This is a genomic window from Enterobacter cloacae complex sp. ECL411 (assembly GCF_021869665.1).
GTDB lineage: Bacteria > Pseudomonadota > Gammaproteobacteria > Enterobacterales > Enterobacteriaceae > Enterobacter > Enterobacter intestinihominis.
In genome coordinates this window covers 1,553,006-1,575,643 of record NZ_CP091486.1, presented here as the reverse complement: position 1 = coordinate 1,575,643, position 22,638 = coordinate 1,553,006, and the positions used below count along the sequence as shown (strand labels likewise).

The 22,638-nt window shown below is 53.2% G+C and carries 18 protein-coding genes; 4 read left to right on the top strand and 14 right to left on the bottom strand.

The window, feature by feature from the left end; translation table 11 throughout:
* Positions 1–169: 169 nt before the first annotated feature.
* The 6 genes from ihfB to L3069_RS07410 form a co-directional block, all read right to left on the bottom strand.
* Positions 170–457 carry an integration host factor subunit beta gene (ihfB, locus tag L3069_RS07435; RefSeq protein WP_003858233.1) on the bottom strand — a complete coding sequence of 96 codons (288 nt, stop codon included), beginning with the start codon at positions 455–457 and terminating at the stop codon, positions 170–172.
* Positions 458–627: 170 nt separating this feature from the next.
* Entirely contained in the window at positions 628–2,301 is a 1,674-nt protein-coding gene (gene rpsA / locus L3069_RS07430) for a 30S ribosomal protein S1 (RefSeq protein WP_003858235.1), read from the bottom strand.
* Between the two features lie 111 nt (positions 2,302–2,412).
* On the bottom strand, positions 2,413–3,096 hold the full coding sequence (cmk, locus tag L3069_RS07425) for a (d)CMP kinase (RefSeq protein WP_015570968.1): 684 nt from the start codon (positions 3,094–3,096) through the stop codon (positions 2,413–2,415).
* Positions 3,097–3,281: 185 nt separating this feature from the next.
* Entirely contained in the window at positions 3,282–4,565 is a 1,284-nt protein-coding gene (gene aroA, locus L3069_RS07420; protein WP_038415776.1) for a 3-phosphoshikimate 1-carboxyvinyltransferase, read from the bottom strand.
* Between the two features lie 68 nt (positions 4,566–4,633).
* A complete protein-coding gene (gene serC, locus L3069_RS07415) occupies positions 4,634–5,722 on the bottom strand; it encodes a 3-phosphoserine/phosphohydroxythreonine transaminase (RefSeq protein ID WP_022647627.1) in 1,089 nt (362 codons plus the stop codon).
* Between the two features lie 162 nt (positions 5,723–5,884).
* Positions 5,885–6,577 carry a DUF421 domain-containing protein gene (locus L3069_RS07410; protein ID WP_023299721.1) on the bottom strand — a complete coding sequence of 231 codons (693 nt, stop codon included), beginning with the start codon at positions 6,575–6,577 and terminating at the stop codon, positions 5,885–5,887.
* 127 nt (positions 6,578–6,704) lie between these two features.
* On the opposite strand from L3069_RS07410, the gene ycaO reads away from it, so the two are divergent.
* The 4 genes from ycaO to pflA all read left to right on the top strand — a co-directional run bounded on the left by ycaO (position 6,705) and on the right by pflA (position 13,006).
* A complete protein-coding gene (gene ycaO, locus L3069_RS07405; protein WP_063135896.1) occupies positions 6,705–8,465 on the top strand; it encodes a 30S ribosomal protein S12 methylthiotransferase accessory factor YcaO in 1,761 nt (586 codons plus the stop codon).
* 405 nt (positions 8,466–8,870) lie between these two features.
* Complete coding sequence (gene focA / locus L3069_RS07400) at positions 8,871–9,728, top strand: formate transporter FocA (protein WP_017384832.1); 858 nt, start codon at positions 8,871–8,873, stop codon at positions 9,726–9,728.
* A gap of 51 nt (positions 9,729–9,779) precedes the next feature.
* Positions 9,780–12,062 carry a formate C-acetyltransferase gene (gene pflB / locus L3069_RS07395; protein WP_022647624.1) on the top strand — a complete coding sequence of 761 codons (2,283 nt, stop codon included), beginning with the start codon at positions 9,780–9,782 and terminating at the stop codon, positions 12,060–12,062.
* 203 nt (positions 12,063–12,265) lie between these two features.
* Complete coding sequence (gene pflA / locus L3069_RS07390) at positions 12,266–13,006, top strand: pyruvate formate lyase 1-activating protein (RefSeq protein WP_003858250.1); 741 nt, start codon at positions 12,266–12,268, stop codon at positions 13,004–13,006.
* 36 nt (positions 13,007–13,042) lie between these two features.
* On the opposite strand, the gene L3069_RS07385 is transcribed toward pflA, so the two are convergent.
* From L3069_RS07385 to lolA, 8 genes are all read right to left on the bottom strand, one after another.
* A complete protein-coding gene (locus L3069_RS07385; RefSeq protein ID WP_022647623.1) occupies positions 13,043–13,564 on the bottom strand; it encodes an anti-virulence regulator CigR family protein in 522 nt (173 codons plus the stop codon).
* A gap of 123 nt (positions 13,565–13,687) precedes the next feature.
* The gene (locus tag L3069_RS07380) at positions 13,688–14,836 is read right to left on the bottom strand and encodes an MFS transporter (RefSeq protein ID WP_023299720.1); all 1,149 of its coding nucleotides are present in this window, start codon (positions 14,834–14,836) and stop codon (positions 13,688–13,690) included.
* A gap of 274 nt (positions 14,837–15,110) precedes the next feature.
* Positions 15,111–15,974 carry a dimethyl sulfoxide reductase anchor subunit family protein gene (locus L3069_RS07375; RefSeq protein WP_023299719.1) on the bottom strand — a complete coding sequence of 288 codons (864 nt, stop codon included), beginning with the start codon at positions 15,972–15,974 and terminating at the stop codon, positions 15,111–15,113.
* A gap of 1 nt (position 15,975) precedes the next feature.
* Positions 15,976–16,593: a DMSO/selenate family reductase complex B subunit gene (locus L3069_RS07370; protein WP_017384545.1), complete on the bottom strand. Its 618-nt coding sequence runs from the start codon at positions 16,591–16,593 to the stop codon at positions 15,976–15,978.
* 10 nt (positions 16,594–16,603) lie between these two features.
* The gene (gene dmsA, locus L3069_RS07365) at positions 16,604–19,048 is read right to left on the bottom strand and encodes a dimethylsulfoxide reductase subunit A (protein ID WP_038415775.1); all 2,445 of its coding nucleotides are present in this window, start codon (positions 19,046–19,048) and stop codon (positions 16,604–16,606) included.
* 211 nt (positions 19,049–19,259) lie between these two features.
* Positions 19,260–20,552 (bottom strand): serine--tRNA ligase, encoded by a 1,293-nt coding sequence (serS, locus tag L3069_RS07360; RefSeq protein WP_003858266.1) that lies wholly within the window; start codon positions 20,550–20,552, stop codon positions 19,260–19,262.
* A gap of 92 nt (positions 20,553–20,644) precedes the next feature.
* Positions 20,645–21,988 carry a replication-associated recombination protein RarA gene (gene rarA / locus L3069_RS07355; protein ID WP_022647619.1) on the bottom strand — a complete coding sequence of 448 codons (1,344 nt, stop codon included), beginning with the start codon at positions 21,986–21,988 and terminating at the stop codon, positions 20,645–20,647.
* A gap of 9 nt (positions 21,989–21,997) precedes the next feature.
* On the bottom strand, positions 21,998–22,612 hold the full coding sequence (lolA, locus tag L3069_RS07350) for an outer membrane lipoprotein chaperone LolA (RefSeq protein WP_038415773.1): 615 nt from the start codon (positions 22,610–22,612) through the stop codon (positions 21,998–22,000).
* Positions 22,613–22,638 lie beyond the last annotated feature (26 nt).

Here is a 22,638-nt window from a genome sequence, read left to right as displayed (position 1 = left end):
CGTCGTCAGACAGAAAAGGCGTGATTTACAGCGGGCGCTGCAACGTTTTTAAGCGTTTACAGCAAAGAGAAAATTTAAATGCGGCGCGTATTCAGAAATGCAGGGCGGGATACAAAAAAAGCACCCTAAGGTGCTTTCTTTAAACTCAGTTTAACCCTGATGATTAAACTCAGTTACCGTAAATATTGGCGCGATCGCGCAGTTCTTTACCCGGCTTAAAGTGCGGAACATACTTTCCTTCCAGCTCCACTTTATCGCCAGTCTTCGGGTTACGCCCGGTACGTGGTGCACGATAGTGCAGGGAAAAACTACCGAAACCGCGGATTTCAATGCGCTCGCCCTGGGCAAGAGTGGTAGCCATATGCTCCAGCATCTCTTTAACGGCATCTTCCACAGCCTTGGCAGGGATATGCGGTTGCTGACTGGCAAGTCTTTCAATCAATTCTGACTTGGTCATGATTCCTCCGGTTCCTTTCAAACCCATTAGCTGAACAGCTTATTAAACAAGGGCGGCCGTAGCCGCCCTTTGTTATTGATTACAGGACGAATCCTGCAATCTGTCAAGTCTGCTCTCCATCCTTCGCGCTGTAAATGCGTTACAGCTCAAATGATGGTGCGAACCTGAACTTACTCGCCTTTAGCTGCTTTGAAAGCTTCAGCCATTGCGTTGTTAGAGAAGTTTGCATCTTCCTGTTTGTTCACAGTTGCGATTGCATCTTTCTCATCAGCTTCGTCTTTAGCACGAACAGACAGGCTGATTGCACGGTTCTTACGGTCAACACCGGTGAACTTAGCTTCAACGTCGTCACCAACGCTCAGAACCAGAGTTGCATCTTCAACGCGGTCACGTGAAGCTTCGGAAGCGCGCAGGTAACCTTCAACGCCGTCAGCCAGTTCTACGGTTGCGCCTTTAGCGTCAACAGCAGTCACTTTACCGTTTACGATTGCGCCTTTCTTGTTCAGTGCAACCCAGTTGTTGAACGGATCTTCTGCGAGCTGTTTAACGCCCAGGGAGATACGTTCACGCTCTGCGTCAACCTGCAGAACAACTGCTGCGATTTCGTCGCCTTTTTTGTATTCACGAACTGCTTCTTCGCCTGCAACGTTCCAGGAGATGTCAGACAGGTGAACCAGGCCATCGATGCCGCCGTCCAGGCCGATGAAGATACCGAAGTCAGTGATAGACTTGATTTTACCTTCAACACGGTCGCCCTTGTTGTGGGTTTCCGCGAACTGCTGCCATGGGTTGTTTTTGCACTGCTTCAGGCCCAGGGAGATACGACGACGTTCTTCGTCGATATCCAGAACCATCACTTCCACTACATCACCAACGTTAACAACTTTGGATGGGTGGATGTTTTTGTTGGTCCAGTCCATTTCGGAAACGTGCACCAGGCCTTCAACGCCTTCTTCGATTTCAACGAAGCAGCCGTAGTCGGTCAGGTTGGTAACGCGACCAGTCAGTTTAGTACCTTCTGGGTAACGCTTAGCGATAGCTACCCATGGATCTTCGCCCAGCTGTTTCAGGCCGAGGGATACACGAGTACGCTCGCGGTCGAACTTCAGCACTTTAACAGTGATTTCGTCGCCCACGTTCACGATTTCGCTTGGGTGCTTAACGCGTTTCCACGCCATGTCGGTGATGTGCAGCAGGCCATCAACGCCGCCCAGGTCAACGAATGCGCCGTAGTCAGTGAGGTTCTTAACGATACCTTTGACTTCCATGCCTTCCTGCAGGTTTTCCAGCAGCTGATCGCGTTCTGCGCTGTTTTCGGATTCGATAACGGCACGACGGGAAACAACAACGTTGTTACGCTTCTGGTCCAGCTTGATTACTTTGAACTCAAGCTCTTTGCCTTCGAGGTGCAGGGTGTCACGGACTGGACGAACGTCTACCAGAGAACCTGGCAGGAACGCACGAATACCATTCAGCTCAACAGTGAAGCCACCTTTAACTTTGCCGTTGATAACACCGACCACAGTTTCAGCTTCTTCGTAAGCTTTTTCCAGCGTGATCCATGCTTCGTGACGTTTAGCTTTCTCACGAGACAGCAGGGTTTCGCCGAAGCCGTCTTCTACTGCGTCCAGAGCAACGTCAACTTCGTCACCTACCTGGATTTCCAGCTCGCCCTGGGCGTTTTTGAACTGCTCAGCCGGGATGGCGGACTCAGATTTCAGACCGGCGTCAACCAGTACTACGTCTTTGTCGATAGCAACAACAACACCGCGAACGATGGAACCCGGACGGGTTTCGATTTCTTTTAAGGATTCTTCAAACAGTTGAGCAAAAGATTCAGTCATGTTTAATCTTCAGGTTAATATTAACGTCCACCTGGCTCCGTGCCGGATGGGGTTGTTTCACATACCCGCCGTCAATCCATTGCAGCGGGGGTACTGCTAAATCGGTCGCGATTACGCGAGTGCCAGTTTTTGGCGCGCATATTGTAGCGCTTTTTCAATCACTTGCTCAATAGTTAAACTGGTTGAATCCAGCACTAATGCGTCTTGCGCGGGAACAAGTGGTGCGACGGCGCGGTTACGATCGCGGTCATCGCGCTCTTTTATCTCGGATAAAAGGCGATCAAAGTTAACACTAAACCCCTTTTCCTGCAACTGAAGCATGCGGCGTTGAGCACGTTCTTCCGAAGAGGCGTCAAGGAAAATTTTCACTGGCGCATCAGGGAATACCACGGTTCCCATGTCGCGGCCGTCGGCGATCAGCCCCGGCGCTTCGCGGAAACCGCGCTGGCGACGTAACAGCGCTTCACGAACGCGTGGGAAAGCCGCCACCTGAGAGGCCGCATTGGCCACTTCCTGCGTACGGATTTCACCGCTGACATCTTCCCCTTCCAGGATCACTTCAAGGTTGCCATCAGTAGAGACAAAGCGCACATCCAGATGTGCAGCCAGCGGTACCAGCGCTTCTTCAGACGCAACATCTACATGATGATGCAGCGCAGCCAGCGCCAGCACGCGATAGATTGCTCCCGAATCTAAAAGATGCCATTGCAATGCTTCCGCCATCGCTTTGCACAGAGTACCTTTCCCTGCGCCACTTGGCCCATCAATGGTGATTACCGGGGCAATTGCCGTCATCTTTTTCTCCTTAATTAAGGCATACCGTTTACATGAACGCCGCGCATTATACGCGCCAACGTGCGCAACTGTTACCTTTGCGTGCAAATTACGGAATGATTGAAGCAGAGTGTAGAAGAAATGAAAGAGGATGACTGTCAGAAAGCGTAAGGAAATGCCGCATCAGGAGATGCGGCATACGATCGTCAGGCCAGGGTGCTAATGCGCGCCAGCTGTTCGAAGTAGTCCGGGAAGGTTTTCGCCGTGCACTTCGGGTCAAGGATGGTGACTGGCGTATCTGACAGCGCCACCAGCGAGAAACACATCGCCATGCGGTGATCGTTGTAGGTGCCAATTTCTGCAAATTGCAGTTTTGCCGGCGGCGTGACGCGAATGTAGTCTTCGCCCTCTTCTACCACCGCCCCCACTTTACGCAGCTCGGTTGCCATTGCGAACAGGCGGTCAGTCTCTTTTACGCGCCAGTTATAGATGTTACGCAGCGTGGTGGTGCCTTTCGCAAACAGCGCAGCGGTGGCGATGGTCATTGCCGCGTCAGGAATATGGTTCATGTCCATGTCGATGGCGTTCAGCTCACCGTGCGTACAGGAGATGAAGTCATCGCCCCAGGTCACAACCGCGCCCATTTTTTCCAGCACGTCGGCAAAACGAATGTCGCCCTGCACGCTGTTGCGACCAATACCCGTCACTTTTACCGTACCGCCTTTAATCGCACCTGCGGCAAGGAAATAGGAGGCGGATGAAGCATCGCCTTCAACCAGGTAGTTGCCCGGAGACTGGTACTGTTGGCCACCGCGAACCACGAAGCGTTGGTATGACTGGTTTTCCACCTCAACGCCGAAGGTTTTCATCAGGTGCAGCGTGATATCAATGTACGGTTTAGAAACCAGATCGCCTTTAATGCTAATCACGGTATCATTTGGAGCCAGCGGTGCGGTCATCAGCAGCGCGGTCAGGAACTGACTGGAGACGCTACCGTCCACCTCAACGTTACCCCCGGTAAATCCACCGCGCAGACGCAGTGGCGGGTAATTTTCTTGCTCAAGATAATCAATCTGCGCGCCGCCCTGACGCAGGGCATCGACCAGGTGGCCGATCGGACGCTCTTTCATGCGCGGCTCGCCGGTCAGCACAATATCGTTGCTCCCAAGACACAGCGCAGCGGCCAGAGGACGCATCGCCGTACCGGCGTTACCCAGGAAAAGCTCCAGCGCTTCAGCGGAATGTAATGCGCCGCCGTTACCGGTGACTTCACAACGGGTACGATCGTCTGACAGCGCGTACTGAACGCCCAACGCTTTCAGTGCATTGAGCATATGGCGCACGTCATCGCTGTCCAGCAGGTTGGAAAGGACGGTGGTGCCGTTTGCCAGAGCTGCCAGCAGCAGAGCGCGGTTCGAGACACTTTTTGAACCAGGCAGATTAATGGTGCCATCTACCCGCGCGATAGGTTGTAACGTCAGGGATTCCATGAAACTTAACTCTCAACTCAACATAATAAAAACCCCGCAGGAACGCTGCGGGGGTGAAAAACAGCCAATTAACCGTGACGACGTTCGAAGTCGATCATGAAATCAGTCAGGGCTTTAACGCCTTCCAGCGGCATCGCGTTATAGATAGAGGCACGCATACCGCCTACCACACGGTGACCTTTCAGCGCATGCAGACCCGCCGCGAAGGACTCTTCCAGGAACACGTTATCCAGGTTGTTGTCCGCCAGCTGGAACGGCACGTTCATGCGCGAACGGTTAGTTTTGGCGACATCGTTACGGTAGAAATCGCTCTTGTCGATCACGCCGTACAGCAGTTCAGCTTTTTGCTGATTGATCTTGTCCATCTGCGCCACGCCGCCTTTTTGCTTCAGCCATTTGAAGACCAGGCCGGAGAGATACCAGGCGAACGTTGGTGGAGTGTTGAACATGGAATCGTTGTCGTTCAGGACGGTGTAATCCAGAATTGACGGGCAAGACTTATGGGCTTTCCCCAGCAGGTCTTCACGCACGATAACGATAGTCAGACCCGCAGGACCGATGTTTTTCTGGGCACCCGCGTAGATGACGCCGTAGCGGCTGACGTCCAGCGGCGTGGACAGAATGGTGGAGGAGAAGTCCGCCGTCACAATGACATTTTCGCCAAAGTCTGGCTCTTCGTGAATAGCGATACCGTCGATGGTTTCGTTCGGGCAGTAATGAAGATACGCGGCGTTGTCAGAAAGCTGCCACTCACTCATCGGCTTCACGGCGCGCATACCGTCAACGGTCACTTTGGCATCGATAACGTTCGGCGTGCAATATTTGTGCGCTTCTTTTACCGCACTGGCCGCCCAGTAGCCGGCATCAACGTAATCAGCGGTGGATTTGTCGCCCAGCAGATTGAGCGGAATACCCGCAAACTGACCGCGTCCACCGCCGTGACAGAACAATACTTTGTAGTTCGAGGGAATGTTCAGCAGATCGCGAAAATCCTTTTCTGCCTCTTCCGCCACCTGAATAAACGCTTTACCCCGGTGGCTAACTTCCATCACCGACGTACCCAGACCGTTCCAGTCACACAGCTCCTGTTGAGCCTGTTTGAGCACGTCTGCCGGTAACATTGCCGGACCTGAACTGAAATTAAAGACTTGAGCCATTTCCCCTCACCACGCTAAAAGCCATAAGTTATAACTGTGGATATCGGTTTTATCATTCAGTGACACGCGCCGCAATGTCTAAAACTTATGGCCGAAGAAATGTGCCCCTCGTCACACAAAACAATCTGCCGTACCGTTGTCGCAAAACCGACAATATCGCTGTCAGGTAATGCGTTTAGCCCGGCTAACCTTCGTCCATTCTGGATTTGTACAGCGAGGGCATAATTGATGATCGCCCGCCTGCATGACCACCACATGGCTGCATTTTATGCAGGCATACTGGCCCGCATCAGGGACGGTTTTGTATCGCTCGATAAGCATATCCGGCAGTATGCACAGGCCGGGCTTGACCTCATCGTCAGGATAGTAATAAACGCTGATTTGACCGTTCGTTTCCATAATCGCCAGACGCACCTGCCCCAGCTGTTCAACGCTGCTTATACGTAGCTCCATAAAGAACTCAAACTCCGTCATATTGGCGCTTTGCACATTCTCCCAGGCCAGTTGACCATCTTCGACAATCACCACCGGTTTTCCTTCGAACAGATCTTCCAGTTTTTCACTTTTCGACATCAGCCACATGACCAGCCGGTACAGCAGCGCAAGCGTCACGAAGACGATAAAAACCGGCACCATCGGCACATCGTCATAAAAGGCAACGTCCCCTGCCGCCGAACCCAGCGTCAGGATAATCAGCACTTCAAACAGTGACATCTGCCGCACGCCGCGACGTCCGGTGATTTTCAGGAACAGGAAGACGAGTACAAAGGTGTACAGGCTACGCAACGCCACTTCGCCTAAAAACTCAGGTGGGACTTTATCAAACGCCATCCGCTGGAGATCAAATGCTTTCATTTTTTTATGCCTTAACAGTAGGTTACTGCTTATAAGCATAGCCCAGCCATTTATTTTCGCCGGAGATAGCACCCGTCACGCAAAACCCGTATCATTGCGCGCTTTACGTACGATAAAAGTGAACGCCATGACTCAAACGTTTATCCCCGGCAAAGACGCCGCTCTGGAAGATTCCATCGCTCGCTTCCAGCAGAAACTGACCGACCTGGGCTTTAATATCGAAGAAGCCTCCTGGCTGAATCCGGTGCCTCACGTCTGGTCCGTGCATATTCGCGACAAAGACTGTGCGCTGTGCTTCACCAACGGCAAAGGCGCGACCAAAAAAGCGGCACTGGCCTCTGCGCTGGGTGAGTATTTTGAGCGTCTGTCCACCAACTATTTCTTCGCCGACTTCTGGCTGGGTGAAACGATTGCCAACGGCCCGTTCGTTCACTACCCGAACGAAAAATGGTTCCCGCTACCCGAAGACGACGAACTGCCGGAAGGCATTCTCGATGCCCGCCTGCGCGCGTTCTACGATCCGGAAAACGAACTGACCGCCAGCATGCTGATCGACCTGCAATCCGGCAATGAGGATCGTGGTATCTGCGCCCTGCCGTTCACCCGTCAGTCTGACGAGCAGACCGTTTACATTCCAATGAACATCGTTGGCAATCTGTATGTGTCTAACGGTATGTCTGCCGGTAACACCCGTAACGAAGCGCGTGTACAGGGGTTGTCTGAAGTTTTCGAGCGTCACATCAAAAACCGTATTATTGCTGAATCCATCAGCCTGCCGGAGATCCCGGCTGACGTGCTGGCGCGCTACCCGGGCGTGGTGGAATCCATCGCCAAACTGGAAGCGGAAGGTTTCCCAATCTTTGCTTATGACGGCTCTCTGGGCGGCAAATATCCGGTTATCTGCGTGGTACTGTTTAACCCGGCAAATGGCACCTGCTTCGCCTCTTTCGGCGCGCACCCGGACTTCGGCGTGGCGCTGGAGCGTACCGTGACCGAACTGCTGCAAGGTCGTAGCCTGAAAGATCTCGACGTATTCACCCCGCCAACCTTTGATGACGAAGAAGTCGCCGAGCACACCAACCTCGAAACGCACTTCATCGACTCCAGCGGTTTGATCTCCTGGGATATGTTCAAACAGGACGCAGACTATCCGTTCGTGGACTGGAGCTTTGCCGGTACGACGGAAGAAGAGTTCGTCACCCTGATGGCGATCTTCAACGCGGAAGATCAGGAAGTCTATATTGCCGACTATGAACACCTCGGCGTTTATGCGTGCCGTATTATTGTGCCGGGTATGTCGGACATCTATCCGGCAGAAGATCTGTGGCTGGCGAACAACAGCATGGGTGCGCATCTGCGTGAAACCCTGCTGGCCCTGCCGGGCAGCGAGTGGGATAAAGAAGATTATCTGAACCTGATCGCCCAACTGGACGAAGAAGGACACGATGATTTCACCCGCGTACGCGAACTGCTGGGTCTGGCAACCGGAAAAGATAACGGCTGGTACACGCTGCGCATCGGCGAGCTAAAAGCGATGCTGGCGCTGGCGGGCGGCGATCTGGATCAGGCTTTGGCCTGGACCGAGTGGACGATGGAGTTTAACCAGTCCGTCTTCTCCGCCGAGCGCACTAACTATTACCGTTGCCTGCAAACGCTGCTCTTGCTTTCTCAGGAAGACGACCGCGAGCCATTGCAGTATCTGAACGCCTTCGTCCGCATGTACGGTGCAGATGCCGTTGAGGCTGCCAGCGCGGCGCTGAGCGGTGAAGAACCGTTCTATGGCCTGCAAGCGGTTGACAGCGATCTGAAAGCCTTCCCGGCGCATCAGTCACTGCTGAATGCGTATGAAAAATTGCAGAAGGCTAAAGCCGCTTACTGGTCAAAATAAGCGCATATAACATTAATGGCTGTAGGCGTATTCAATCGCCTGAGCTATATTACGGGGCAATTTCATTGCCCCTTTTTTTTATTTTTCCGCAATGACGTTTAATTGTAATAATTAAGTTAATCACGGGTAAATATAAAAACGCTTACCTGGGCTTTACTGTTACTAATTCTAATAAATACTCCATTTTAATTAACTGTTCCACGGGAGGCTGAAGGAAAAAATTCAACTCTTTTCATAACTTTTAAAATTTATTTTTATACGGATAATCAAATACTTACTCCGCTTTTGCTGTAAAACCATACACACTGCGGGCCTATAAGCCAGGCGAGATATGATCTATATCAAGTTCTCTTCTATAATGCTTTGTTAGTATCTCGTCGCCGACTTAATAAAGAGAGAGTTAGTGTGAAAGCTGACAACCCTTTTGATCTATTACTCCCCGCTGCGATGGCGAAAGTTGCCGAAGAAGCGGGTGTCTACAAAGCAACGAAACATCCGATGACGACGTTCTTTCTGGCCATTACGGCTGGGGTGTTCATCTCCATCGCTTTCGTCTTCTATATTACAGCCACCACCGGCACTGCCGGGATGCCTTTCGGCATAGCGAAACTGATTGGTGGTATTTGCTTCTCACTGGGCCTGATCCTCTGCGTCATCTGCGGCGCCGACCTCTTCACCTCAACGGTGCTGATTGTTGTGGCAAAAGCCAGCGGAAGAATTACCTGGGGTCAACTGGGGCGCAACTGGCTCAACGTCTACGTTGGCAACCTGATTGGCTGTCTGCTCTTTGTTCTGTTGATGTGGCTTTCTGGCGAGTACATGACCGCCAACGGCGGCTGGGGGCTTAACGTCCTGCAAACCGCCGACCACAAAATGCACCATACATTTATCGAAGCCGTTGCTCTCGGCATCCTTGCAAACCTGATGGTCTGCCTGGCGGTCTGGATGAGCTACTCTGGTCGTAGCCTGATGGATAAAGCCATGATTATGGTTCTGCCGGTTGCGATGTTTGTTGCCAGCGGCTTTGAGCACAGTATTGCGAATATGTTCATGATCCCGATGGGGATTGTTATCCGCAACTTTGCAAGCCCGGAGTTCTGGACTGCTGTTGGTTCAACCCCGGAAAGTTTTTCACACCTGACTATTATGAATTTCATTACTGATAACCTGATCCCCGTCACTATCGGGAACATTATCGGTGGGGGTCTGTTAGTTGGGTTGACATACTGGGTCATTTACCTGCGTGGCGGCGATCATCATTAATGGTTGTCTCAGGCAGTAAATAAAAAATCCACTTAAGAAGGTAGGTGTTACATGTCCGAGCTTAATGAAAAGTTAGCCACAGCCTGGGAAGGTTTTACGAAAGGTGACTGGCAGAATGAAGTCAACGTCCGTGACTTCATTCAGAAAAACTATACCCCGTATGAAGGTGACGAATCCTTCCTGGCTGGTGCGACTGATGCAACCACCAAGCTGTGGGACAGCGTAATGGAAGGCGTTAAACTGGAAAACCGCACTCACGCGCCAGTTGATTTTGACACCTCCGTTGCTTCTACCATCACTTCTCACGATGCTGGCTACATCAACAAAGCCCTTGAGAAAATCGTTGGTCTCCAGACTGAAGCACCACTGAAACGCGCAATCATCCCGTTCGGTGGCATTAAAATGGTTGAAGGTTCCTGCAAAGCGTATAACCGCGAGCTGGACCCAATGCTGAAAAAAATCTTCACCGAATACCGTAAAACCCATAACCAGGGTGTATTCGATGTTTACACCAAAGACATTCTGAACTGCCGTAAATCTGGCGTTCTGACCGGTCTGCCAGATGCCTATGGCCGTGGCCGTATCATCGGTGACTACCGTCGCGTTGCGCTGTACGGTATCGACTTCCTGATGAAAGACAAATACGCGCAGTTCGTCTCTCTCCAGTCTGACCTGGAAAACGGCGTAAACCTGGAAGCGACTATCCGTCTGCGTGAAGAGATTGCTGAACAGCACCGTGCGCTGGGTCAGATCAAAGAGATGGCGGCTAAATACGGCTGTGATATCTCTGGTCCTGCAACCAACGCTCAGGAAGCTATCCAGTGGACCTACTTCGGCTACCTGGCCGCGGTTAAGTCTCAGAACGGTGCAGCAATGTCCTTCGGCCGCGTATCCACCTTCCTGGATGCGTATATCGAACGCGATATCAAAGCAGGCAAAATCACCGAACAAGACGCTCAGGAAATGATTGACCACCTGGTCATGAAACTGCGTATGGTTCGCTTCCTGCGTACTCCAGAATATGATGAGCTGTTCTCTGGTGACCCAATCTGGGCAACCGAATCTATCGGCGGTATGGGCGTAGATGGCCGTACTCTGGTAACCAAAAACAGCTTCCGCTTCCTGAACACCCTGTACACCATGGGTCCTTCTCCGGAGCCGAACATCACCGTTCTGTGGTCTGAAAAACTGCCACTGAACTTCAAGAAATTCGCCGCTAAAGTGTCCATCGACACCTCTTCTCTGCAATACGAGAACGATGACCTGATGCGTCCGGACTTCAACAACGACGACTACGCTATCGCGTGCTGCGTAAGCCCAATGGTTGTTGGTAAGCAAATGCAGTTCTTCGGTGCGCGTGCAAACCTGGCGAAAACCATGCTGTACGCAATCAACGGCGGCGTTGACGAAAAACTGAAAATGCAGGTTGGTCCTAAGTCTGAACCGATCAAAGGCGACCTTCTGAACTTCGACGAAGTGATGGAGCGCATGGATCACTTCATGGACTGGCTGGCTAAGCAGTATGTCACTGCGCTGAACGTCATCCACTACATGCACGACAAGTACAGCTACGAAGCCTCTCTGATGGCGCTGCACGACCGTGACGTCGTTCGCACCATGGCGTGTGGTATCGCAGGTCTGTCCGTTGCGGCTGACTCCCTGTCTGCAATCAAATATGCGAAAGTTAAACCAATTCGTGACGAAGATGGTCTGGCTATCGACTTCGAAATCGAAGGCGAATACCCGCAGTTTGGTAACAACGACGCTCGCGTTGATGACATGGCGGTTGACCTGGTAGAACGTTTCATGAAGAAAATTCAGAAACTCACTACCTACCGTAACGCTATCCCGACTCAGTCTGTTCTGACCATCACCTCTAACGTTGTGTATGGTAAGAAAACCGGTAACACCCCAGACGGTCGTCGTGCTGGCGCGCCATTCGGCCCAGGTGCTAACCCAATGCACGGTCGTGACCAGAAAGGTGCGGTTGCCTCTCTGACCTCCGTTGCTAAACTGCCGTTTGCATACGCGAAAGATGGTATCTCTTACACCTTCTCTATCGTGCCAAACGCGCTGGGTAAAGACGACGAAGTGCGTAAAACTAACCTCGCGGGTCTGATGGATGGTTACTTCCACCACGAAGCGTCCATTGAAGGTGGTCAGCACCTGAACGTGAACGTGATGAACCGTGAAATGCTGCTCGACGCGATGGAACATCCTGAGAAATATCCTCAGCTGACCATCCGCGTATCTGGCTACGCAGTACGTTTTAACTCCCTGACGAAAGAACAGCAGCAGGACGTTATCACCCGTACTTTCACTCAGTCCATGTAAGTGGAATTGACTGAAATCACGCGTTAAAAAGCGTACAATAAAGGCTCCACGCAAGTGGGGCCTTTTTAACACCCTCGCTTCATCAGTCTCTTTTGTCCGCTATCTATACTTAATGGATAACAGCCAAAACAGACTCGACATAGCCTTTGAGCTGTGCATCTACATAGGCCCCCGGATGGGCCAAATTCGGAGATATCACCGCAATGTCAATTATTGGTCGCATTCACTCCTTTGAATCCTGTGGCACCGTCGATGGCCCGGGGATCCGCTTTATCACTTTCTTCCAGGGCTGCCTGATGCGCTGCCTGTACTGCCATAACCGTGACACCTGGGACACCCATGGCGGTAAAGAAGTCACCGTTGAGGATCTGATGAAAGAGGTGGTGACCTATCGCCACTTCATGAACGCGTCCGGTGGTGGCGTGACGGCATCCGGCGGTGAAGCTATTCTTCAGGCTGAATTTGTGCGCGACTGGTTCCGCGCCTGCCATAAAGAAGGTATTCATACCTGCCTCGACACCAACGGCTTTGTGCGCCGTTACGATCCGGTTATTGATGAACTGCTTGAAGTGACCGATCTGGTGATGCTCGATCTCAAGCAGATGAACGATGAGATCCACCAGAATCTGGTTGGCGTCTCAAACCACCGTACGCTGGAATTTGCCAAATACATTGCCAACAAAGGCGTCAAGACCTGGATCCGCTACGTGGTGGTACCGGGCTGGTCAGATGATGATGATTCTGCACATCGTCTGGGCGAATTTACCCGGGATATGGGTAACGTGGAGAAAATTGAACTCCTGCCCTATCACGAGCTGGGTAAACACAAATGGGTGGCAATGGGTGAAGAGTACAAGCTCGATGGCGTGAAGCCGCCGAAAAAAGAGACGATGGAGCGCGTCAAAGGTATTCTTGAGCAGTATGGCCACAAGGTCATGTATTAACGAAAAGGCCCGGTGAAAACCGGGCCTTTTTATATTCTATTTAAAGACGCCGTTAATCACCGAAGTCACAATCGCGGTACTCAGCGCAATTAAGACCAGGTCGTCACCCACCACGCGCCATTCATAGCCCGGATAAGAAGGAAGCTGACCCAGCATATCGGCTGGCACGGTTTTCTTCGCAATGCCCGGAGGCAGTGGCTTACCGCGCGCCAGGTTTTTCGCAATACCCGGAGGCAGAGAGTCGTAGCCCGTTAAGCCGTAATTCAGTGCCAGATGGCGGGCATGATCGAAGCTCACGCGGACGTCAACATCATGACCAACATCGTTGCTGTTTTTAAAGCTCTTATCCGATTTTCCTGGATTATCCTGGCCGGTATTGTGCTTATTACCATGGTTACCAGCGTTCCCGTTACCATGATTGCCGCTATTACCTTGTCCGCCACCGTTTCCGTGACCACCGCCATTCCCGTTTCCTGGATTAGCCATGGCCGGAGCCGTTGCAAACGTTAAAGCCAACACTACGGCAAGTGCGGTAGTGGAAAAACGACGAGTAGACATGATTGCTGCCTTTTAGTGGTAGAACTCATTTGAATTATCGCCAGGCAGTAAAAACTCACAATAAGTAAAAGTCTTATATGTGACAGGGACAAAAAAGCCTGTCATCGACAGGCTTTTATTTAATCAGGCATGTGCCACTGGCGTTGGGTGCTCGCCCGCTTTGCGCAGCAACATTAACAGATAAATAAACGATACGCTGGCGATCATGATAAACAGCAGATTATCAGAGTAATTTTGCATGAGCATAGCGGTAAAAGTCGGCCCCAGTAAACTGCCGATGGTGTAACTCAGCAACAATGCCTGGTTCATCGCCACCAGCTGGTGATGCTCAACTTTCTCACAGGCCCAGGCCATCGCGACCGGATAGAGCGTAAAACCCGCAGCCCCCAGAATGAACAGCGCAGGCGCCATCGCGGCGTTGCTGAGCATGGCGAGACAGCCCATGATGACCACGAAAACCTGGACGCGCAGCACCAGCAGACGACCAAAGCGGTCCGCCAGGCGGCCAATCGGCCACTGGCCGACAATCCCTGCGCTGACCATCACCGCCATCCAGAAACCGATCCCGGAATCACTGACACCCTGATGGTTAAGATAGAGCGGCATCAGGCCATAGAGCGAGCCCAGCACAATCCCGGAAATAATACAGCCGTTAATCCCCAGGCGCGCATGGCGCAGTCTCAGCATCGGCCAGACGTGGGTGGCCTCCTGATGCTCACTGCTCTGGTTCACGATACGGGTAAAGAGCAGCGGCAGAATTGCGGCCAGCACCATCCCTGTTACCCATGGCAGAACGCTCATCAGGTCGGTTGGGAATTTGCTGACCATCAGTTGTCCCAGAACGGTACCGACGTAGTAAACCATCATATAAGCCGCCAGCAGACGCCCGCGATTACGGGACGTGCCGCTGCACATCAGCGCACTTTCAACCACCACCCAGATCATGGCGCAGCCAACGCCCGCAATAAAGCGCCAGACCATCCAGCTCCAGAAGCCGACCATCAGTCCTAAACCGGCGCATCCGACGGCAAAGATCAGTGACGCCAGATAATAGCTGCGGTTAAAACCAAAGCGCTTAATAAGGCTGCCCGTTAATAAGGTGCCCAGCAGATTGCCCGTAAAAAAGGACGAGCTAACCATACCCACCTGCCAGGTTGGTAAGTTTTCATGGGCGAGCCATAGCGGGACGAGTGTGTTCAACACCGCGATCGCCAGGGTCAGCAAAAGCAGGCCACAGAGCAACAAAAGCACCGGGCGGGTATAGGTGGTCATGGATTAAAAACCGTGAGGAAGTTCAGATTTCGTGCGCATCATGCCACTGGCAAAAACAAAGTCAATCCACCGATTCAGGCGTCACGCACGATATGCGCCTTGTCGATTTAAAAAACTCATCCTGCTAATGCAAAGCCTGCTACCAATATTAATTATCTATTTGTTTTTATTTATTTCCGGGAATTTTTACAACGAAACATCAGTCGAAAAATTTCATGAATGAAAAAAGAAAAGCCGGGCACTATGTCCCGGCTTTTTATAACAAAATCTAAAATTAGCTGGCGACAGCCATACCGACCGTCATATGCAGACCGTAAAATACGCCGCGACCAATTAACTCCCCTGCCAGCACCAGCACAAAGGCCAGTGACAGCAACGGTAGCGCAGGCGCGTAACCTTTAAGCTGAGGGGCAATCCAGCACACCAGCGCCGCCGTCAGCAGCACCACACGCCAGGCCATCAGAGAACCGTAATCCGGTACCAGCGCCGAAGCCTGTTGGATAGAGCTGTGAATCGTCGCCAGCTCCGCTCCCTGCATAAGCGCTACAACGGTACTGATGACCAGTGCCAGCAGCGAGACCGCGGGCAGCAGGCGCATCGCCCAACCATTAATGCCAGCTACACGCAGAAGCAGATAACCCAGCAGCGGCCCGCCAATAAACATGGTCAGGAAGAAGCTCATCGGCGTCCAGACGCTGTACCAGGTCGGAACGGTATCGATGGTGTTGTACACCCGGACCATCATCCAGACGAAGACAACGCCCAGTACCATGGTGACGATGAGCCACAACGCACGTAACCCTGACGGCAGCTTTTTCAGCGCTGCCAGTAACCACCCCAGCCCGCCAACTGCAAAAAAGATTGCGCCGCTGGCAATCTCGTTACTCAGCGAAGAGGCACCTACGCGGTTCAGGGAGTTAAACGCGCGCATCGGTGAGCCCAGGTGCAGCGTAGAGGCGATAAACCCAATCCCCATCAACACCCACAGGCCAAACATGCTCAACACTAAACGCTGCTGCTGTTCAGCATTGAGGTTCCCTTTTAACAGCGCCAGCGCAAGGACGATAAACCCGCCTGCCACACACTGCCCAAAGACCGTGAAGATCATAAGCGGCCATTCATGCCATCCACTTCCCATCTCACACCTCCTTCGGGTTTGCCAGGTAGCCGGTGGTGTCACCCGTCGGACGGCTGTTGGCGTTAGGTTTAATCACAATACTCGGCTTCGTGAAGTGCGCAGACGGCAGCGGCGCGACCGCAGCAAGCTGACCGTGTTTTTTACGCAGCTCTTCAATCGGGCCAAAGTCCAGCGCGCGCAGCGGGCAGGACTCGACGCAGATGGGCTTTTTGCCGTCCGCCACGCGGCTGTGGCAGCCGTCGCACTTGGTCATGTGGCCTTTAGCCGCGTTATACTGCGGCGCACCGTACGGGCAGGCCATGTGGCAGTAGCGACAGCCAATGCAGACATCCTCGTCCACCACCACAAAACCGTCGTCGCGCTTGTGCATTGCCCCGCTCGGGCAGACCTTGGTGCAGGCCGGATCTTCGCAGTGGTTGCAGGCAATCGACAGGTAATAGGCGAAGACGTTCTGATGCCAGACGCCGTTATCCTCCTGCCAGTCGCCGCCCGCGTATTCATAAATACGACGGAAGCTGACGTCCGGGGTCAGGTCTTTATAATCCTTGCAGGCCAGCTCGCAGGTTTTGCACCCGGTGCAGCGGCTGGAATCAATAAAAAATCCATACTGGGTTGTCATCGGTTACTCCTTACGCCTTTTCAACCTGAACGAGGTTTGTGTGGGATGGGTTGCCCTTCGCCAGAGGCGATGGACGCTGCGTAGTGAGAACGTTGATGCAGCCCGCCTGATCGATACGGTTCGCATCCGGGTTATACCAGGCCCCTTCCCCCAGCGCGACAACGCCAGGCATCATGCGCGGAGTCACTTTAGCTTCGATATGCACTTCGCCACGTCCGTTGAAGATACGTACGCGATCGCCATTACTGATGCCGCGCGCTTTCGCATCCATCGGGTTGATCCACATCTCCTGTCGGCAGGCCGCTTTCAGAACGTCAACGTTGCCGTAGGTGGAGTGAACACGCGCTTTGTAGTGGAAACCGGTTAACTGAAGTGGGAATTTCTCCGTCAGCGGATCGTTGTAGTTTTCGAAGCCAGGCGTATAGATCGGCAGCGGATCGATAACGTCCCCTTCCGGCAATTCCCACGTTGCGGCAATTTTTGCCAGCTCTTCGGAGTAGATCTCGATTTTGCCCGACGGCGTGGTCAGCGGATTGGCCTGCGGATCGTCGCGGAAGGCTTTATACGCCACGTGATGCCCTTCCGGATCGCGCTGCTTGTACATGCCCTGCTTGCGGAAGGTATCGAAGTCCGGCAGGTCTGGAATGGCTTTGCGTGAGAGCTCGTGCAGATGGCGCATCCACCCTTCCTGAGTACGCCCCTCTGTGAACTGCTGCTCAACGCCAAGACGTTTCGCCAGCTCGGACGTCATCTCATAGATGGTTTTGCACTCGAAGCGCGGTTTGATGGCCTGGTCTGTGAAGATCACATAGGACATGTTGCCGCAGGAGGCGTCCAGCGCGAAATCCATCTGCTCAGAGGCGGTGCAGTCTGGGAGCAGAATATCGGCATACTTCGCCGATGAGGTCATGTGGCAGTCGATCACCACAATCATTTCGCACTTCTTGTCGTCCTGCAAAATTTCGTGGGTGCGGTTGATCTCTGAGTGCTGGTTGATCAGGCAGTTACCGGCATAGTTCCAGATCATTTTGATCGGCACATCCAGCTTATCTTTGCCCCGAACACCGTCGCGTAGCGCGGTCATTTCCGGGCCGCGCTCGATCGCGTCCGTCCACATAAACATGGAGATGCTGGTCTGAACCGGGTTATCCAGCGTTGGCATACGTTCAAACGGTACTTCATACGAGCCTTCACGCGCCCCGCTATTACCGCCGTGAATGCCGACGTTGCCAGTCAGAATCGAGAGCATAGAAATAGCGCGGGTGGCAATTTCGCCGTTCGCGTGACGCTGCGGTCCCCAGCCCTGGCTGATATAAGCCGGTTTTGCTGAACCAATTTCACGGGCCAGCTGAACAATACGTTCGACTGGAATGCCGGTGATAGTGGATGCCCACTCAGGGGTTTTCGCTACCCCGTCGCTGCCCTGACCAAGAATATACGCTTTGTAATGCCCGTTAGCCGGTGCGCTGGCTGGCAGCGTCTTCTCGTCATAGCCGACGCAGTATTTATCAAGGAACGGCTGATCGACGAGGTTTTCAGTGATCATCACATACGCCAGCGCATTGACCAGCGCCGCATCGGTACCAGGGCGGATAGGGATCCACTCGTCTTCTCGCCCCGCGCCGGTATCGGTGTAGCGCGGATCGACGATGATCATACGTGCGTTGGATTTGGCGCGCGCCTGCTCAAGATAATAGGTTACCCCACCGCCGCTCATACGCGTTTCGCCCGGGTTGTTGCCGAACAATACCACCAGCTTGCTGTTTTCTATATCCGACGGGCTGTTACCGTCTGCCCAGCCGCCATAGGTGTAATTCAGGCCCGCGGCAATCTGTGCGGAAGAGTAGTCGCCATAATGGTTGAGATAGCCGCCGCAGCAGTTCATCAGGCGCGCTACCAGCGTTTTACCCGGCGGCCAGGAGCGGGTCATGGTGCCGCCCAGCGTCCCGGTGCCATAGTTCAGGTAGATGGATTCGTTGCCGTATTCTTTGATCAGGCGCTGCATGTTGGTCGCGATAATATCGTAGGCTTCGTCCCAGCTAATGCGCTCGAACTTCCCTTCCCCACGCTTACCGACACGCTTCATCGGATATTTCAGACGATCCGGGTTATAAACGCGACGGCGCATTGAGCGGCCACGCAGACAGGCACGAACCTGGTGTAACCCTTCGTAGTTATCATCGCCGGTATTGTCGGTTTCAACGTATTTGATTTCACCGTCCACAACATGCATACGCAGGGGACAACGGCTACCACAGTTAACGGTACAGGCACTCCACACCACTTTTTCCGGGGCTGAAGCGGGAGACAGAGCCTCCGCCGCCGACGCCAGACGGGTAAAAGGAAGCGTAAAGGCGCTGCTGGCAACCGCCAGACCACCTATTGCCGTGGTTTTCATCAACCCACGGCGAGTGACCTCGGCAGCCATTAACGCTTCAGGCGCTTTGATTTTCATAAAGACTCACTTTGGTTGCTCACAAAGAAAAGAGAGGCGGCGCATACCGCTATGTAGTTTTATATATAACGAATTCCTTCGTTACAGGTGTTTTATGCTAACTTTCGTTCGGAGGAGTATTACTACTTTAGAGGGAGGGAATATTGCGTCGTATCAAATCAAAGATATAAAAAAAGCGCCCTGAGGCGCTTTTTTGTTTTGCAGCAAAATATTAGCCGATGAACTGCTGGCCTTTCATGTAAGGACGCAGCACCTCAGGGATCTCAATACGACCATCTGCCTGCTGGTAGTTCTCCAGCACGGCAACCAGCGTACGGCCAACCGCCAGACCAGAACCGTTCAGGGTATGAACCAGACGGGTCTTCTTGTCGGACTTGCTGCGGCAACGCGCCTGCATACGACGCGCCTGGAAATCCCAGACGTTAGAGCAAGAGGAGATTTCACGGTAGGTGTTTTGCGCAGGCACCCAGACTTCGAGGTCGAAGGTTTTGCAGGCGCCGAAGCCCATGTCACCGGTGCACAGCGCCATACGGCGGTATGGCAGCCCCAGCAGCTCCAGCACTTTCTCTGCGTGACCTGTCATCTCTTCCAGCGCGTCCATAGACTCTTCCGGACGAACGATCTGCACCATCTCAACTTTATCGAACTGGTGCATACGGATCAGACCGCGCGTATCACGACCGTAAGAACCGGCTTCAGAACGGAAACATGGAGAGTGCGCAGTCAGTTTGATTGGCAGATCGTCTTCGTCGATGATCTCATCACGCACGAGGTTGGTCAGCGGCACTTCCGCGGTTGGGATCAGCGCGTAGTTGCTGCTGTCAGCTTCTTCGTCCAGCGGACGGGTATGGAACAGATCGCCGGCAAATTTCGGCAGCTGGCCTGTACCGTACAGCGTATCGTGGTTAACCAGATACGGAACGTAGGTTTCGCTGTAGCCATGCTGCTCGGTGTGCAGATCCAGCATAAATTGCGCCAGCGCTCGGTGCAGGTGAGCAATCTGACCTTTCATTACCACGAAGCGAGAACCGGTCAGCTTAACCGCAGCCGCAAAGTCCAGGCCCGCGTGCATTTCGCCCAGCGTCACGTGATCGCGCACCTCGAAGTCAAACTCGCGAGGCGTACCCCAGCGTTTCACTTCAACGTTGTCGTTTTCGTCTTTGCCGACAGGGACGCTGTCGTCAGGAATGTTCGGGATCGCCAGAGCGATATCACGAATTTCAGCCTGAAGAACGTCCAGTTCAGCTTTCGCCTGATCCAGCTCTTCACCCAGTTTGTTCACTTCCAGGCGTAATGGCTCAATATCTTCCCCGCGCGCTTTCGCCTGGCCAATGGATTTCGATCGAGAATTACGCTCTGCCTGCAGATTTTCTGTTTGTACCTGCAAAACTTTACGACGCTCTTCAAGAGCGCGCAGCTTATCTACATCCAGCTTAAAGCCCCGGCGTGCCAGTTTTTCAGCGACTGCGTCTGGCTCATTACGCAGCAGATTGGGATCGAGCATGCTTATCCTGTGCTTATCGAATTAAAAGAGGAAAAAGTGACCACAGCCTGCGGCCACAGAGATATATTGCCAACATTACCGCAACGATTGAACTAACGGTAGCGTTTTATAGGGCTATTTTGATCCTGTCCGGCAAGCCAGGCGAGCTTTTCGCCAATCTTACCCTCAAGACCTCTGTTTGTGGGGTGATAATAGCGGGTTTGTGCCATCTCCTGCGGGAAATACTCCTCGCCGGCGGCGTAGGCGTTGGGTTCGTCATGGGCGTAGCGATACTCCTGCCCGTAACCCATCTCTTTCATCAATTTGGTAGGCGCATTGCGCAGATGAACCGGCACATCGTAGTCCGGACGTTCACGTGCATCCGACATCGCCGCTTTGAAGGCGGTATACACCGCGTTACTTTTCGGTGCGCAAGCCAGATACACAATCGCCTGCGCAATGGCACGCTCGCCCTCCGCAGGCCCGACGCGGGTAAAGCAGTCCCAGGCGGAAATAGCGACCTGCATGGCGCGTGGATCGGCATTACCGACATCTTCTGACGCAATCGCCAGGCAGCGACGCGCGACATATAACGGATCGCCACCGGCGGTGATGATACGCGCATACCAGTAGAGCGCCGCATCCGGAGCGCTGCCGCGCACGGACTTGTGTAATGCAGAGATGAGGTCGTAAAAACGATCGCCTTTATTATCGAAGCGCGCGCTGCGCTCACCGGCAATTTCGGTGAGCAGTTCAGGCTTTAATACGCGCTTGCCCGCATCGTCCACTTCGGCCATATCGGCCATCATTTCGAGCGTGTTCAACGCACGACGGGCATCACCGTTAACCAGTTCGGCGATAGCAAGACGCGTCTCGTCCGGCAGAACGATATCCTGTCCGCCGTAACCACGCGCGTTGTCCTCCATCGCCTGCGTCAGAACTTTTTCGATATCTTCCGTGGTAAGCGATTTAAGCAGATACACGCGCGCCCGGGAGAGCAGAGCAGAATTCAGTTCAAACGACGGGTTTTCCGTGGTGGCGCCGATAAAGAAAATCGTACCGTCTTCAATATGCGGCAGAAAGGCGTCCTGCTGGCTCTTGTTGAAGCGGTGAACTTCGTCGACAAACAGAATGGTGCGACGTCCGGCATTGCGGTTTTGTCGCGCCCGCTCGATCGCCTCGCGGATCTCTTTCACCCCCGACGTGACCGCCGAGATGCGCTCAACGTCCGCGTTGGCATAGCGGGCGATCACTTCAGCGAGCGTGGTTTTTCCGGTGCCGGGTGGCCCCCAGAGGATCATGGAGTGCAGATGCCCCGCCTCAATAGCGCGCGGCAAGGGTTTCCCCGCAGCCAGCAGATGTTGCTGACCGATGTACTGCGCTAAATTTTCTGGCCGCATACGGGCGGCCAGAGGTTGAAACGCATTATCTGAAAAATCGAGCGACAGGTTGCTCACTCATGCCTCTTACTTATTGCGTTGGTCGTCCACCGTTACGCCCTGCGGCGGGGTAAAGGTGAATTTCGATGCATCAATGGCGCCGTTTTGCTGAGACTTCAACTGATAGCTGCTGCGCTGATCGTCCTGCTCAACCGCGCCGAACTGATTGATGGTACCGTTGCTGCTCACGTTAATGGTGAACTGCTTCAGATTACCGTTGCTGCCTTTTGGCGTAAGGACGAACTCATCACCGTTTTGTTTGATGTTGTACTGCTGCCAGTCGCTGGACTGGTTACGGGCAATGAGCATAAACGGCGTATTGCTGGTCGCGTCTTTTAGCCAGGTGGCGGTCGCCTGCTCAACAAACGGATTGTAGAACCACAGGGTTTTACCGTCAGACACCAGAACGCTTTCATCCGGCTGGGTCATGTGCCAGTTGAACAGATTTGGGCGTTTCACCCACAAATCTCCCTGGCCTTCCTGCACCGCGTTGCCGCTGCCGTCAGTCACTTTTTGCGTGAAGCTGGCGTGGAAACTGCTCACTTTATCCAGTCGGCTTTTAAGGTCGCTGGCTGCATCAGCCCAGACGTTGCTGGCAACAAAACTGGAGAGTAATGCACAGGCGATGGCGATTTTTTTCATTGTTATTCCTTAAAATACGTCTTCCC

Bases quoted from the DNA above. Each gene is read 5' to 3' on its own strand.
- aroA (WP_038415776.1), bottom strand. From the start codon at position 4,565: ATGGAATCCCTGACGTTACAACCTATCGCGCGGGTAGATGGCACCATT.
- L3069_RS07375 (WP_023299719.1), bottom strand. From the start codon at position 15,974: ATGGGAAGTGGATGGCATGAATGGCCGCTTATGATCTTCACGGTCTTT.
- lolA (WP_038415773.1), bottom strand. From the start codon at position 22,612: ATGAAAAAAATCGCCATCGCCTGTGCATTACTCTCCAGTTTTGTTGCC.
- cmk (WP_015570968.1), bottom strand. From the start codon at position 3,096: ATGACGGCAATTGCCCCGGTAATCACCATTGATGGGCCAAGTGGCGCA.
- L3069_RS07385 (WP_022647623.1), bottom strand. From the start codon at position 13,564: ATGTCTACTCGTCGTTTTTCCACTACCGCACTTGCCGTAGTGTTGGCT.
- pflA (WP_003858250.1), top strand. From the start codon at position 12,266: ATGTCAATTATTGGTCGCATTCACTCCTTTGAATCCTGTGGCACCGTC.
- serC (WP_022647627.1), bottom strand. From the start codon at position 5,722: ATGGCTCAAGTCTTTAATTTCAGTTCAGGTCCGGCAATGTTACCGGCA.
- L3069_RS07410 (WP_023299721.1), bottom strand. From the start codon at position 6,577: ATGAAAGCATTTGATCTCCAGCGGATGGCGTTTGATAAAGTCCCACCT.
- pflB (WP_022647624.1), top strand. From the start codon at position 9,780: ATGTCCGAGCTTAATGAAAAGTTAGCCACAGCCTGGGAAGGTTTTACG.
- ihfB (WP_003858233.1), bottom strand. From the start codon at position 457: ATGACCAAGTCAGAATTGATTGAAAGACTTGCCAGTCAGCAACCGCAT.
- L3069_RS07380 (WP_023299720.1), bottom strand. From the start codon at position 14,836: ATGACCACCTATACCCGCCCGGTGCTTTTGTTGCTCTGTGGCCTGCTT.
- rpsA (WP_003858235.1), bottom strand. From the start codon at position 2,301: ATGACTGAATCTTTTGCTCAACTGTTTGAAGAATCCTTAAAAGAAATC.
- ycaO (WP_063135896.1), top strand. From the start codon at position 6,705: ATGACTCAAACGTTTATCCCCGGCAAAGACGCCGCTCTGGAAGATTCC.
- dmsA (WP_038415775.1), bottom strand. From the start codon at position 19,048: ATGAAAATCAAAGCGCCTGAAGCGTTAATGGCTGCCGAGGTCACTCGC.
- L3069_RS07370 (WP_017384545.1), bottom strand. From the start codon at position 16,593: ATGACAACCCAGTATGGATTTTTTATTGATTCCAGCCGCTGCACCGGG.
- serS (WP_003858266.1), bottom strand. From the start codon at position 20,552: ATGCTCGATCCCAATCTGCTGCGTAATGAGCCAGACGCAGTCGCTGAA.